Annotated in this window: 11 protein-coding genes; 8 read left to right on the top strand and 3 right to left on the bottom strand. The window is 74.9% G+C overall.

All coding sequences use genetic code 11. The features are described 5' to 3' along the window. Positions 1-21: 21 nt before the first annotated feature. From ACZ3YL_RS33840 to ACZ3YL_RS33830, 3 genes are all read left to right on the top strand, one after another. The gene (locus ACZ3YL_RS33840) at positions 22-711 is read left to right on the top strand and encodes a TetR family transcriptional regulator (protein ID WP_188303380.1); all 690 of its coding nucleotides are present in this window, start codon (positions 22-24) and stop codon (positions 709-711) included. Between the two features lie 34 nt (positions 712-745). Then, complete coding sequence (locus tag ACZ3YL_RS33835) at positions 746-1,555, top strand: enoyl-CoA hydratase/isomerase family protein (protein ID WP_188303379.1); 810 nt, start codon at positions 746-748, stop codon at positions 1,553-1,555. 209 nt (positions 1,556-1,764) lie between these two features. Next, on the top strand, positions 1,765-2,367 hold the full coding sequence (locus ACZ3YL_RS33830; protein ID WP_223241886.1) for a phosphatase PAP2 family protein: 603 nt from the start codon (positions 1,765-1,767) through the stop codon (positions 2,365-2,367). Between the two features lie 4 nt (positions 2,368-2,371). Here ACZ3YL_RS33830 and ACZ3YL_RS33825 read toward each other — a convergent pair whose 3' ends face one another. Further along, a complete protein-coding gene (locus ACZ3YL_RS33825) occupies positions 2,372-3,598 on the bottom strand; it encodes an acyl-CoA dehydrogenase family protein (protein ID WP_188303378.1) in 1,227 nt (408 codons plus the stop codon). Positions 3,599-3,749: 151 nt separating this feature from the next. Between ACZ3YL_RS33825 and ACZ3YL_RS33820 the strand changes: the two genes are divergently transcribed. Together ACZ3YL_RS33820 and ACZ3YL_RS33815 are read left to right on the top strand one after the other, a co-directional pair. Further along, positions 3,750-4,385: a TetR/AcrR family transcriptional regulator gene (locus ACZ3YL_RS33820; RefSeq protein ID WP_188303377.1), complete on the top strand. Its 636-nt coding sequence runs from the start codon at positions 3,750-3,752 to the stop codon at positions 4,383-4,385. An 85-nt stretch (positions 4,386-4,470) separates the two neighbouring features. Continuing rightward, complete coding sequence (locus ACZ3YL_RS33815) at positions 4,471-5,913, top strand: cellulase family glycosylhydrolase (RefSeq protein ID WP_465661171.1); 1,443 nt, start codon at positions 4,471-4,473, stop codon at positions 5,911-5,913. Here the strand turns inward: ACZ3YL_RS33815 and ACZ3YL_RS33810 are convergent, their stop codons facing one another. Next, complete coding sequence (locus ACZ3YL_RS33810) at positions 5,914-7,938, bottom strand: M3 family metallopeptidase (protein WP_188303375.1); 2,025 nt, start codon at positions 7,936-7,938, stop codon at positions 5,914-5,916. Positions 7,939-8,120: 182 nt separating this feature from the next. Between ACZ3YL_RS33810 and ACZ3YL_RS33805 the strand changes: the two genes are divergently transcribed. Continuing rightward, the gene (locus ACZ3YL_RS33805; RefSeq protein ID WP_465661169.1) at positions 8,121-9,833 is read left to right on the top strand and encodes a bifunctional 3'-5' exonuclease/DNA polymerase; all 1,713 of its coding nucleotides are present in this window, start codon (positions 8,121-8,123) and stop codon (positions 9,831-9,833) included. 8 nt (positions 9,834-9,841) lie between these two features. Here the strand turns inward: ACZ3YL_RS33805 and dhaM are convergent, their stop codons facing one another. Then, positions 9,842-10,237: a dihydroxyacetone kinase phosphoryl donor subunit DhaM gene (dhaM, locus tag ACZ3YL_RS33800; protein ID WP_188304904.1), complete on the bottom strand. Its 396-nt coding sequence runs from the start codon at positions 10,235-10,237 to the stop codon at positions 9,842-9,844. 235 nt (positions 10,238-10,472) lie between these two features. Here dhaM and dhaK point away from each other — a divergent pair, with 235 nt between their 5' ends. Beyond that, complete coding sequence (gene dhaK, locus ACZ3YL_RS33795) at positions 10,473-11,468, top strand: dihydroxyacetone kinase subunit DhaK (RefSeq protein ID WP_188304905.1); 996 nt, start codon at positions 10,473-10,475, stop codon at positions 11,466-11,468. Positions 11,469-11,479: 11 nt separating this feature from the next. Then, positions 11,480-12,106: a dihydroxyacetone kinase subunit DhaL gene (dhaL, locus tag ACZ3YL_RS33790; protein ID WP_465661166.1), complete on the top strand. Its 627-nt coding sequence runs from the start codon at positions 11,480-11,482 to the stop codon at positions 12,104-12,106. Positions 12,107-12,331 lie beyond the last annotated feature (225 nt).

Here is a 12,331-nt window from a genome sequence, read left to right as displayed (position 1 = left end):
TGATCCTGGTACAGTCCCCTCATGGCGACCCACCACGGCTTGGACCTCGGCCCCGACCGCGACCTCGACGCACTCCCGCTGCGCGAGCGCAAGAAGATCCAGACCGGCATCCGGATCTTCCGCGCGGCCATCGGCCTGTTCGCCGAACGGGGCTTCGACCAGGTCTCGGTGGCCCAGATCGCGGCCGCCGCCGACGTCTCCAAGATGACCGTCTTCAACTACTTCCCGACCAAGGAAGACCTGGTCATGGGCCCGATGGAGCAGCACCTCGACGAGCCGGCCCGAGTGGTGCGCGACCGCGCCCCGGGCACCTCGGCGGTCGCGGCGCTGCGCGAGCACTTCCTGGCCGCGCTGGAGCGCCGGGACCCGGCCACCGGCCTGAACGACGACCAGGTGGTGCTGGACGTGATCCGGCTCATCCACAACACCCCGGCACTGGCCCTGCGGGCCACCGCGGCCTTCGACCCCCACGCGCGGACCCTGCTGGCCGCCGAACTGCTCGCCCAGGACCCGGCCCACGACGAGCTGCTCGCCCGGGTCGCCGCGGCCCAGCTGCTCGCCGTCCGGCTGACCCTGATCGGCGGCAACCACCACCGGATGCTCAGCGGCGAACGCGCCGAGGACGCCCTGCCCGCCGCCCTCGACGAGGCCCGCCGCGCCTTCGCCGCGGTCGAGCACGGCCTCGGGGCGTACGGCGCCCGCCCGGCCTGAGAGAGTGGGCGCACCACGCCGACCGGAGGTGCGCATGGACCAGCCGCTGCTCACGCGGGACCGCTCCGCCCTGCCCGCCCAGGCCGAGGGCCTGAACGCCTACGTCGGCGAGGACGGCGTCGCCGTCCTGGAGTTCGCCCGCCCGCACCGGCGCAACGCGGTGACCCTGGCGATCTGGCAGGCGCTGCCCAAGGTCCTGGACCAGCTCGCCGAGCAGCAGGGCGTGCGCGTCCTGCTGCTGACCGGCGCCGGGAACACCTTCAGCGCGGGCGCCGACATCACCGAACTCGCCGAGGTGTACGGCGATCCGCGGCGTGCGGACGCCTATCACGCCGTCAACGTGGCCGCCGAGGAGGCGCTCGCGGCCTTCCCCCACCCGACGCTCGCGGTGGTGCACGGCGCCTGCGTGGGCGGCGGTTGCCAGTTGGCCGTCGCCTGTGACCTGCGCTTCGTCGCCGAGGACGCCCGGCTGGGGATCACCCCGGCCAAGCTCGGCGTGGTCTACCCGGCGGTGCCGACCCTGCGACTGGCCCGGCTGGTCGGCCCGGCCCGGGCCAAGTACCTGCTGTTCTCCGGCGAGTTGGTGCGCGGCCGGGACGCGCTGCCGCTGGGCCTGGCGGAGCGGGTCCTGCCGGATGCCGAACTGGACGCCGCCGCCCTGGAGTTCGCCCGGCTGCTGACCAGCCGCTCGACCCAGACCATCGGCGCGGTGAAGGCCGCGCTGGCCGTCCCGGCGGAGCGGGCGGGCGAGGCGCTGGAGCCCTGGGAACGGCGCTCCCGGGAGGCCTCGGACGTGCACGAGGGGCTGGCCGCGTTCCTGGCGGGCCGCCCGCCGCGGTTCTGACCGGCCCGGTCCCGGCCGCCGCGGTTCCGACCAGCACGGCCCCGGCCGCCGCGGTTCCGACCAGCACGGCCCGACGGACGTTGAGGACCAGCGCCGAGGACCAGCGCCGAGGACCGGCAGCGGAGGCGGCTCACGTACGATCGTCCGACCGGCGCCGAGCCGTCGCCCGCCCCCCTTTCCAGCTCTTCAGCCCCCGGAGCACCACCGCGATGACCGCCGAGGCCACGACCGCCCCCACCAGCCGGACGACCTGGGCCCGCCGGGTCACCGACGGCGTCGAGCCGAAGAACGTGATCATCGCGGTCTGCCTGCTGATCGGCGCCCTGCGCTACGGCTGGGCCGGCCTCGGCTGGGCCGCCTTCGCGGCGCTGTTCGCGGCCGTCATCCCGACCCTGTTCATCCAGCGCGGCATCCGCAAGGGCACCCTGGAGGACCGCCACGTCGGCCACCGGCAGCGCCGGCTGACCGTCATCCCGTTCATCATGGGCTCGGTCGCCGTCAGCTTCGCGGTGATGATCCGGGCCGACGCCCCGCGCGACCTCACCGCGATGGTGGCGGCGATGTTCGCCTCGCTGATCCCGATCCTGGCGATCACCGTCTGGTGGAAGGTCTCCGTGCACACCGCCGTGGCGGCCGGCGCGGTGACCTGCCTCGGCATCGCGCTCGGTCCGCTGTGGCTGCTGCTCTACCCGCTGGTCGCGGTGATCGGCTGGTCCCGGGTGGTGCTGCGGGACCACACCACCGCGCAGACGATCGTCGGCGCGGTGGTGGGCGGCCTCAGCGCCGGGCTCGCCTTCTGGGCCGCCCGGTAGCCGGCTACCGGATCGGCATCCCCGAGATCGCCCGGGCGATGACCAGCCGCTGGATCTCGCTGGTCCCCTCGAAGATCGAGTAGATCGCGCTGTCCCGGTGCATCCGCTCCACCGGGTACTCCCGGGTGAAGCCGTTGCCGCCGAGGATCTGCATCGCCTGCGCGGTCACGGACTTGGCCGTCTCGCCCGCGTACAGCTTGGACATCGAGCCCTCGGCCGCGGTGAACGGCTGGTTGTTGGCGGCCATCCAGGAGGCGCGCCAGACCAGCAGCCGGGCCGCGTCGATCCGGGTCTTCATGTCGGCGAGCTGGAAGGCCACGCCCTGGTTGTCGATGATCGGGCGGCCGAACTGCTCCCGGGTCTTCGCGTAGTCCAGCGCCACCTCGTACGCGGCCCGGGCGATGCCGATCGCCTGCGCCCCGACGGCCGGGCGGGAGGCCTCGAAGGTGGCCATCGCCGCGTTGCCCCTGCCGCCGGCCCGCTTGGCGCCCTCCCGGGCCCGGGCCAGCCGCTGGTCCAGCTTCTCCTTGCCGCCGAGCAGGCAGCTGCCGGGCACCCGGACGCCGTCGAGCACCACCTCGGCGGTGTGCGAGGCGCGGATGCCGTGCTTCTTGAACTTCTGGCCCTGGCTCAGCCCCGGGGTGCCCGGCGGGACGACGAAGGAGGCGTGCCCGCGGGTGCCCAGCTCCGGGTCGACGCAGGCCACCACGACGTGCACGGCGGCGATCCCGCCGTTGGTGGCCCAGGTCTTGGTGCCGTTGAGCACCCACTCGTCCTTGGCCTGGTCGTAGACGGCCCGGGTGCGCAGCGCGCCGACGTCGGAGCCGGCGTCCGGCTCGGAGGAGCAGAAGGCGGCCACCTTGACGTCGTCGGGGGTGCCGAACATCTGCGGGGTCCAGGTGCCGATCTGCTCGTCGGTGCCGTTGGCGAGCACCGCGACGGCGGCCAGCGTGGTGCCGACGATGGCCAGCCCGATGCCGGCGTCGCCCCAGAACAGCTCCTCCATGGCGATCGGGATGCCGACGCCGGAGGGGTCGAAGTACTGCTGGGCGTAGAAGTCCAGCGAGTAGATGCCGAGCTTGGCGGCCTCCTGGATGATCGGCCAGGGCGTCTCCTCCCGCTCGTCCCACTCGGCCGCGGCGGGCCGGATCACGTCGGCGGCGAAGCCGTGCAGCCAGTCGCGTACGGCGAGCTGGTCCGCGCCCGGGTCCAGCGAGAACGTGCTGCTCATGGTGGAGCCTCCGCAGAAGGGATACGACGCAGGGATCGCGGTCGCCGGATGCGACCCACCGGGGTGTTACCCCGGGTAACATCGTCGGAGTCTGCTACTGATTGGTAACCGGTGTCAACGCCCAGGCCCCCCACGATCCGAGGAGTAGCGCATGTCCCGAGAGCCCCGCCGCGAGCAGCTGCTCAACGCCGCCGACCGGGTCATCCAGCGCGAGGGGCCGAGCGCCAGCATGAACGCCATCGCCGCCGAGGCCGGCATCACCAAGCCGATCCTCTACCGGCACTTCGGCGACCGGAACGGCCTGATCGGCGCCCTGACCGAACGCCACACCAGCGGGCTGCTGGCCGCCGTCCGGGCCGCCCTCGCCGAACCGCTGGAACGCCGCGACCGGGTCGAGCACGTCCTGGACACCTACCTGGCCGGGATCGAGGCCCGCCCCCAGGTCTACCGGCTGCTCACCCACCCCGAACCCGGCGACCCGAGCGGCGCCGGCAACGCCCTCGCCCCCGCCCTCCGGCAGATCGCCGGGGAGATCACCCGGGCCGTGCAGAACCAGGTCGACCTCGGCGCCGACCGCGACCTGCTCGCCGAGGCCTGGGGCCGGGGCATCACCGGAATGGTGCTGGCCGCCGGGGACTGGTGGCTGGAGACCAGACCCTGCTCGCGCACCCGGATGGTGCAGGCCCTGGCCGACCTGCTCTGGGGCCGCCTGGCCGCCGCCGCGGACCTGCCGACCGCCGTCCTGCCCGCCGCCCCGGCCGAGCCGCCGAGCCCGGCAGCCGGCTGAACTCCCGTTCCGCGCACGACCCTTGTGCCGGCCCCCGGGCCACGGGCATCATCAGGGCCCCGTCCCCGCCGCTGCGAGGTCCCCGATGCGCCTGCGCCGCACCGCCGTCGCCCTGCTGCTCGCCGCCACCGCCGCCCTCGGCGGCGCCACCCCGGCCACCGCCCACAGCGGCCCCCCGGCCCACTTCCCCACCGGGACCGCCACCGGCCCGGACGGCCGCACCGCCCTCACCGACGACCAGGGCCGCCGGCTCCAGCTGCGCGGCTTCAACCTCGACAAGTACGCCGAGGCCACCGAGGCCGACCTCACATCCATCGCCGCCCAGGGCTTCACCCTGGTCCGACTGCCGGTCTCCTGGACCAGGCTGGAGCCCGAACACGGCCGCCTCGACCCCGCCGAACTGCACCGGATCCAGCAACTCCTCGGCTGGGCCGACCACGTGGGCCTGCTCGTGCTGGTCGACTTCCACCAGGACGTCTACGGGCCGAAGTTCGGCGGCGGCAGCAACGGCATCCCGGCCTGGGCCACCCGTGACGACGGACTGCCGTTCACCCCCGACCCGAAGGACTGGTTCGCCGGCTACTTCCAGCCCGCCGTCCAGGCCGCCTTCCGCCACCTCTACGACGACCCCGACCTGCGCGCCTGGCAGGCCGACTTCTACGCCCGGCTCGCCCGCGAACTGCGCGGCCACCGCTCCCTGTTGGGCTACGACCTGTTCAACGAGCCGTTCGGCCCGGTGGACGGCGACCCCACCGACCCGGCCGTGCTCGCCGCCGCCTCCGCCGCCCTGGAACAGGGCCGGCTCGCCGACATGTACCGCCGCCTGATCACCGCCGTCCGCCACGTCGACTCCCGCGCCTGGCTGTTCGTCGAACCGACGGTCCTGGTCGGCCAGGGCGTGCCCACCCGGCTCCCCGGCTTCACCGACCCCCGCCCCGGCGCGCCCCGGCTCGGCTACGCCCCGCACTTCTACGACACCGCGGTCGAGAACGGCGCCGACTGGGACCAGTCCGACGGCTTCGTCGAGCAGTACACCGCCGCGATCAGCGGCTACCCGGCCGCCCACCGGCTGCCCGTCCTGGTCGGCGAGTGGGGCCCGCCCGACTCCCGCACCCCCGGCAACACCCTGCTGGTGCGCCGCCAGGTCGCCGCGATGGACGGCTTCACCGAGGGCTGGACGATGTGGTACTGGTGCCGCGGCACCGGCGGCTACTGCGCCCTCGACCCCACCGGGCGCCCCGCCCCCGGCGACGGACCCGCCTTCGGCCCGTACCCGGCGGCCGTCGCCGGCACCGGCGTCCGGACCACCGACGGTGCCGTCCGCTGGACCGCTGACGGCACCGGCCGCACCAGCGAACTCGTCCTGCCGCCCGCCGCGTTCCCCCGCGGCGCCCGGGTCACCGTCTCCCCCGCCGACGCCCGGGTCGAGGTCGAGCAGCCCACGGCCGGACGCGCGGGAACCGTACGGATCCGGCTCCCGCACACCCGCCCGGGGACACCCGTGACGGTGGCCCTCACCCCGCGCTGATCAGGCCAGCCCCCGGCGGGCCAGCAGCGGCGCGGTCTCCGGCGCCCGGCCGACCACCGCGCGGAAGGACTCCAGCGGGTCCCGGCTGAACCCGCGCGCCAGCAGCTCGCGCCGGAACAGCTCGCCGCTGTCCCGCACCGAGCGCCCGTTGGTCTCGAACCACCGCACGGTGTCCGCGTCCAGCACCTCCGACCAGATGTACGCGTAGTACCCGGCGCTGTAGCCGCTGGAGAAGATGTGCTGGAAGTACGGCGTGCGGTAGCGCGGCGGGATCGCCGGCACCGCGATGCCGGCCTCCGCCAGCGCCCGCGCCTCGAACTCCTCGGCGTCCGCGACCCGGTGGTCCTGCGGCAGGGTGTGCCAGGCCCAGTCCAGCAGCGTCGCCGCCAGGTACTCCACCGTCCGGAAGCCCTGCCCGAAGCCCTCGGCCGCGGTCATCCGCTCGACCAGCTCGGCCGGCAGCGGCTCCCCGGTGGCGTGGTGGCGGGCGTAGTTGGCCAGCACCTCCGGCCGGACCATCCACATCTCGTTGACCTGCGAGGGGAACTCCACGAAGTCCCGCGGCACCGCGGTGCCCGCGAACAGCGGGTACCGCACGTCCGAGAACAGCCCGTGCAGCGCGTGCCCGAACTCGTGGAACATGGTGCGCACCTCGTCCCAGCTCAGCAGCGCCGGCTCACCCGGCGCCGGGCGCGGGACGTTGAGGTTGTTCAGCACCACCGGCCGCCGCCCGGTCAGCCCGGACTGGGCCACCAGCTCGTCCATCCAGGCCCCGCCGCGCTTGGACGCCCGGGCGTGGAAGTCCCCGATGAACAGGCCCAGCGGGGTGCCGTCCTCCTCGAACACCTCGAAGACCCGGGCGTCCGGGTGGTGCGCCGTCAGCTCCGGCCGCTCGGTGAAGCTCAGCCCGTAGGCGAGCTTCGCGGCGAAGAACACGCCGTCCTTCAGCACCCGTTCCAGCTCGAAGTACGGACGCAGCGCCGCCGTGTCCACCTGGTAGGAGGCCTGCCGGACCTTCTCCGAGTAGTACGCCCAGTCGTGCGCGGCGATCTCCGCCACGCCGTCCTCGGCCGCCACCCGGGCCAGCTCGGCGGCCTCCCGGCGGGCGTTCGCCACGGCCGGCTCCACCAGCCGGGCCAGCAGCCCGGACACCGCCTCCACCGTGCCGGCCGTCTCGTCCGCCACCACGTACGCGGCGTGGCTCGGGTAGCCCATCAGCACGGCCCGCTCGGCGCGCAGCGCGGCCAGCCGGATCGCCAGCGGGCCGTTGTCCCCGGTGCCCCGGGCGAGCGAGGCGGCCAGCAGCCGCTCGCGCACCGAGCGGTCGGCGAGCTGGGCCAGCTCGGGCTGGGTCGAGGTGTTCTTCAGGCTCAGCACGTACTTGCCCTCGTGGCCGAGCACCCGGGCGTTCTCCGCCGCACCGGCGATCGCGCCCTCGGACAGCCCGGCCAGCTCCTCGGCGGAGTCCACCACCAGCGCGGCGGCCCGGGTGGCGGCGTTCACGTTCTGCTGGAACGTGGTCCCCAGCGCGGCGAGTTCGGCGTTCAGCTCGCGCAGCCGGGCCTGCTCGGCCGCGCCCAGCCGGGCGCCGGAGCGGACGAACGCGGTGTACCAGCGCTCCAGCAGCCGCAGCGACTCCGGGTCCAGGCCCAGCGCGGCGCGGTCCGCGTGCAGCGCCTCGATCCGGGCGAACAGCTCCCGGTCCAGGTGGATCGCGTCGTGGTGGGCCGCGAGCAGCGGGCTGACCTTCGCCTCCACCTCGTCCAGCAGGTCGGTGGTGTCGGAGGAGGACTGGTTGCGGAACACCGCGTCCACCCGGCGCAGCAGCCCGCCGGACCGCTCCAGGGCCACCAGGGTGTTCTCGAAGGTCGGCACGGCCGGGCTGCCGGTGATCGCCGCGATCTCGGCCAGTTGCTCGGCCATCCCGCGCTCGTAGGCGGGCAGGTAGTGCTCCTCCCGGATCTCGGCGTAGGGAGGCAGTTCGTAGACCAGCGGGCTGGCTGCGAAGAACGGGTTCTCGGTCATTTCGCCGACCCTACGCGGTGTCATCCCGCGTGCCCATACACCCCAGGTCATCGTTGTCAGACCCACCCGTTAACGTCGACGGCGCGGACCTCCCGGACCGCACACCTGCACACCCGCACACCCGCCCTCCGTACGACCGCCCAGCCGTACGACCGCCCACCGCACGAGAGGAGACGCCCGCCGTGGCCCCCAGAACCGCCCTCGCGCCCGACCCGCACGGCCCCGGCGGCCGCCTCCAGCCGCTCGACGACGCCGGCCACCCGCTCGGCCCGCCGGAGGCCGTCCCCGACCTCGCCGCGGCCGTCGCCGCCCGGGAGGCCGTCGACCACCCGCGCTGGGTCTGGGCCGCCGCCGACTCCGGGTACGCCCCGCTGCTGCCCCGGCTGCCCGACCGGCTCGCCCGCTGCCACGACCTCCGGCTGGTCGAGGCGCTGCTGCTGGCCCACGAGGGCCGCTTCGGCGCGCCGCGCTCGCTCGGCGCCGCCTGGTCCAGGCTGCGCGGCCTGCCCGTCCCGGACGACCTGCCCGAGCCGGGCCTCGCCGACGCGGACGACGGACAGGACACCCTGTTCGCCCCCGACCGGCTGCAACTGCCGCCCGGCGCCGACCCGTTGACCGCCGTGGTCGCCGTGCACGCCGAACAGCAGCGGCGGATCGCCGCCATCGCCGACCCGGCCGCCCGGCAGCGCTTCCGGCTGCTGGTCGCCGCCGAGTCGGCCGGCGCCCTGGTGGCCGCCGAGATCGCCCACGACGGCCTGCCCTGGCGCTCCGACGTCCACGACCGGCTGCTCACCGAGCTGCTCGGCCCCCGCCCCACCGTGCCCGGCACCCAGCCCCGGGTGCTCGCCGACCTCGCCGTCGAGCTCCAACGGGCCCTCGGCGCCAAGCCGTTCAACCCCGACTCGCACACCCAGGTGCTGCGGGCCTTCGCCGAGGCCGGCATCCAGCTCGGCTCCACCCGCTCCTGGGAACTCAAGGAGGTCGACCACCCGGCCGCCCGGCTGCTGGTCCGCTACAAGGAGCTGGCCCGGATCCACGTCGCCCACGGCTGGGCCTGGCAGGACGCCTGGGCCCGCGGCGGCCGCTTCCGGCCCGAGTACGTGGTCGGCGGCGTGGTCTCCGGTCGCTGGGCCAGCCGCGGCGGCGGCGCCCTGCAGATCCCGCGCATCCTGCGCCGCGCCGTGGTCGCCGACCCGGGCTGGCTGCTGGTGGTCGCCGACGCCGCCCAGTTGGAGCCGCGGGTGCTCGCCGCGCTCTCCCAGGACACCGGCCTGGCCCGCACCGCGGCCGGCGGCGACCTCTACGAGGCGCTCGCCGCCCAGGCCTTCCAGGGCGACCGCGACAAGGCCAAGCTCGGCCTGCTCGGCGCCATGTACGGGCAGACCAGCGGCGACATCGGCCCCCTGCTGAGCACCCTGCGCCACCGCTACCCCGCCGCGATGGGCTACGTCGAGGCCGCCGCCCGCACCGGCGAGGACGGCGGCGTGGTCGCCTCCCGGCTCGGCCGGGTCTGCCCGCCCGCCTCCGCCGCCTTCCTCGACCTCACCGAGGCCGACACCGCCGGCGAGACCGGCGGCCGCACCGCCCGCGCCCGCGGCCGGTTCACCCGCAACTTCGTCATCCAGGCCAGCGCCGCCGACTGGGCGCTCGCCCTGCTGGCCGCGCTGCGCCGACGGCTGAACGAACTGCCGGTGGCCGTCCCGGCGGACCGCCCGCACCTGGTGTTCTTCCAGCACGACGAGGTGATCGTGCACACCCCGGCCAACCTGGCCGAGGAGGTGGCCGCCGCCGTCGCCGAGGCCGCCGACGAGGCCCGGCGGCTGGTCTTCGGCGACACCCCGGTGCGCTTCCCGCTCAGCACGGCCGTGGTGGACTGCTACGCGGACGCCAAGTAGCCCGGGCCCTACGGCAGCTTGCGGAAGCCGCGCGCCTCCTCGGCCGCCGCGACCACCTCGGCCAGCCCCGCCCCGGCCGAGGCGGTGACGGCGGCGGCCACCGCGCCCTCCACGAACGGCGCGTCCACCAGCCGTACGCCCGGCCTCGGTTCGTCCTCCAGCACGGTCACGGCGGTGAGCACCGAGCTGCCGAGGTCCGGCAGCACCACCACGCCCGCCCCACCGTCCGCCTCCGCGACCGCCGCGGCGATCAACTCGTAGCTGGTACCCAGCCCGCCGTCCTCCGTCCCGGCCGCGACCACCACCCGCACGCCGTCCGAGGCGAGTTCGCCGAGCAGCTCGCGCAGCCCCTCCGCGAGCCGGGCGCTGTGCGAGACCAGAACAATGCCCACGTGTTCGCTCATGCGCCCGCCTCGCTCCGCTCGCCGGCCGCTTCGCGAGACGCGCACCCTTGGATGATTCTCTCGCTTCGCTCGGTCATGCGGCCGACCTTACGGCCCCATCCCACTGCTCCGGGAGGGTGACCACAAACGCGCGTGTCGCGCCCCGTGCCGGTACCCCCCGTCCGGCGTAGCGTCGGGTCCGGCAGCGTCCGCGCTGTTGCGTCCGCACCAAGGTCACCCAAGGGAGCGAAGAGCGTTGAAGAAGCTGATCAACACCCCGGAGAGCGTGCTGGAGGACGCCCTGGCCGGGGTCGCCGCCGCCCACCCCGAGCTGACGGTGGACGTCCCCAACCGGGTGATCACCCGGGCCGCCCGCCCGGCCGGCCCCAAGGTCGCGCTGATCTCTGGTGGCGGCTCCGGCCACGAGCCGCTGCACGGCGGCTTCGTCGGCCCCGGCATGCTCGACGCCGCCTGCCCCGGCGAGGTGTTCACCTCCCCCGTCCCGGACCAGATGCTGGCCGCCGCCAAGGCGGTGGAGAACGGCGCCGGGGTGGTCTTCGTGGTGAAGAACTACACCGGCGACGTGATGAACTTCGAACTCGCCGCCGAACTCGCCGCCGAGGAGGGCCTGGAGGTCCGCACCGTCCTGGTCAACGACGACGTCGCGGTCGAGGACTCCACCTGGACGGCCGGCCGCCGGGGCACCGGCGCGACTGTCCTGGTCGAGAAGACGGCCGGCGCGCTGGCCGAGCGCGGCGCCGGCCTGGACGAGGTGGCCGCCCTGGGCGAGCGGGTCAACGCCGCCTCCCGCTCCTTCGCCGTCGCGCTCACCGCGGCCACCGTCCCGGCCGCCGGCAAGCCCGGCTTCGACCTGCCCGAGGACGAGATCGAGGTCGGCGTCGGCATCCACGGCGAGCCCGGCCGCCGCCGCGAGAAGCTCCGCCCGGCCCGCGACCTGGCCGCCGAGGTGGTCGAGACCATCCTCACCGACCACCACCTGACCCCGGGCGACGAGGTGATCGCCCTGCTCAACGGCCTCGGCGCGACCCCGCTGCTGGAGCTGTACGTGGTCTACGGCGAGGTCGCGGCCCGGCTCGCCGAGCACGGCATCACGGTCGCCCGCAGCCTGGTCGGCAACTACGTCACCAGCCTCGACATGGCGGGCTTCTCACTCACCCTCACCAAGGCCGACGCCCAACTGCTGGACCTCTGGGACGCCCCGGTCGACACCCCCGCCCTCAAGCGGGCCTGATGGGAGACGGCATGGACTTCGACAGCACCCTCGCCGAGGCCTGGATCCGCGCGATCGCCGCGGCCGTCGACGAGGAGCGGACCCGGCTCACCGAACTGGACTCCGCGATCGGCGACGGCGACCACGGCAGCAACCTCCAGCGCGGCTTCACCGCCGCCCTCGCCGCCCTGGACGGCCTGGAGCCCGCCGGCCCCGGCGCCGTCCTCACCAAGACCGGCACCACCCTCATCTCCAAGGTCGGCGGCGCCTCCGGCCCGCTCTACGGCAAGGCCTTCCGTGCCATCGGCGCCGCCCTGCCCGAGCCCGCCGGCCCAACCGCCGTCGCCGAGGCCCTGGCAGCCGGCCTGGACGCGGTCCGCGCCCTCGGCAAGGCCGAACCCGGCGACAAGACCATCGTGGACGCCTGGACCCCGGCCGTCGCCGCCTTCCGCACCGCGGCCGCCACCGGCGCCACCCTCCCCGAGGCCGCCGCAGCCGCCGCCGAAGCCGCCGACCGGGGCGCCCGCGACACCGTCCCCCTCCAGGCCCGCAAGGGCCGCGCCTCCTACCTCGGCGAACGCAGCATCGGCCACCAGGACCCGGGCGCCACCTCCACCGCCCTCATCTTCCGCACCCTCGCCGCCACCACCACCCGCTGAAGTCCCCACCCCCAACCCCCACCCACCAGGAGCACCCCCACCAACCCACCTCCCCTCCCCACCCACCTTCTCCCACCCACCCCCAGCACCCCCACCCCCCTCCCCCGCCCACCCACCCCCGCTAACTCACCCAGGCGAGAGGGACGCGCTGCGGGAGGGGGCGGTGGAGGGGGTGGGTGCGGAGAGGGGCGTGACGGGTGATTTTCAGACTGCCAACGGCGCCCA

The organism is Kitasatospora sp. NPDC023176, from assembly GCF_055560495.1.
Note: the sequence above shows the minus strand (reverse complement) of the source record. Positions and strands in the feature narration are given on the sequence as shown.

Excerpts from the sequence above, each read along its gene's own strand:
- ACZ3YL_RS33840 (WP_188303380.1), top strand. The coding sequence starts at position 22 with ATGGCGACCCACCACGGCTTGGACCTCGGCCCCGACCGCGACCTCGAC.
- ACZ3YL_RS33835 (WP_188303379.1), top strand. The coding sequence starts at position 746 with ATGGACCAGCCGCTGCTCACGCGGGACCGCTCCGCCCTGCCCGCCCAG.
- ACZ3YL_RS33830 (WP_223241886.1), top strand. The coding sequence starts at position 1,765 with ATGACCGCCGAGGCCACGACCGCCCCCACCAGCCGGACGACCTGGGCC.
- ACZ3YL_RS33825 (WP_188303378.1), bottom strand. The coding sequence starts at position 3,598 with ATGAGCAGCACGTTCTCGCTGGACCCGGGCGCGGACCAGCTCGCCGTA.
- ACZ3YL_RS33820 (WP_188303377.1), top strand. The coding sequence starts at position 3,750 with ATGTCCCGAGAGCCCCGCCGCGAGCAGCTGCTCAACGCCGCCGACCGG.
- ACZ3YL_RS33815 (WP_465661171.1), top strand. The coding sequence starts at position 4,471 with ATGCGCCTGCGCCGCACCGCCGTCGCCCTGCTGCTCGCCGCCACCGCC.
- ACZ3YL_RS33810 (WP_188303375.1), bottom strand. The coding sequence starts at position 7,938 with ATGACCGAGAACCCGTTCTTCGCAGCCAGCCCGCTGGTCTACGAACTG.
- dhaM (WP_188304904.1), bottom strand. The coding sequence starts at position 10,237 with ATGAGCGAACACGTGGGCATTGTTCTGGTCTCGCACAGCGCCCGGCTC.
- dhaL (WP_465661166.1), top strand. The coding sequence starts at position 11,480 with ATGGACTTCGACAGCACCCTCGCCGAGGCCTGGATCCGCGCGATCGCC.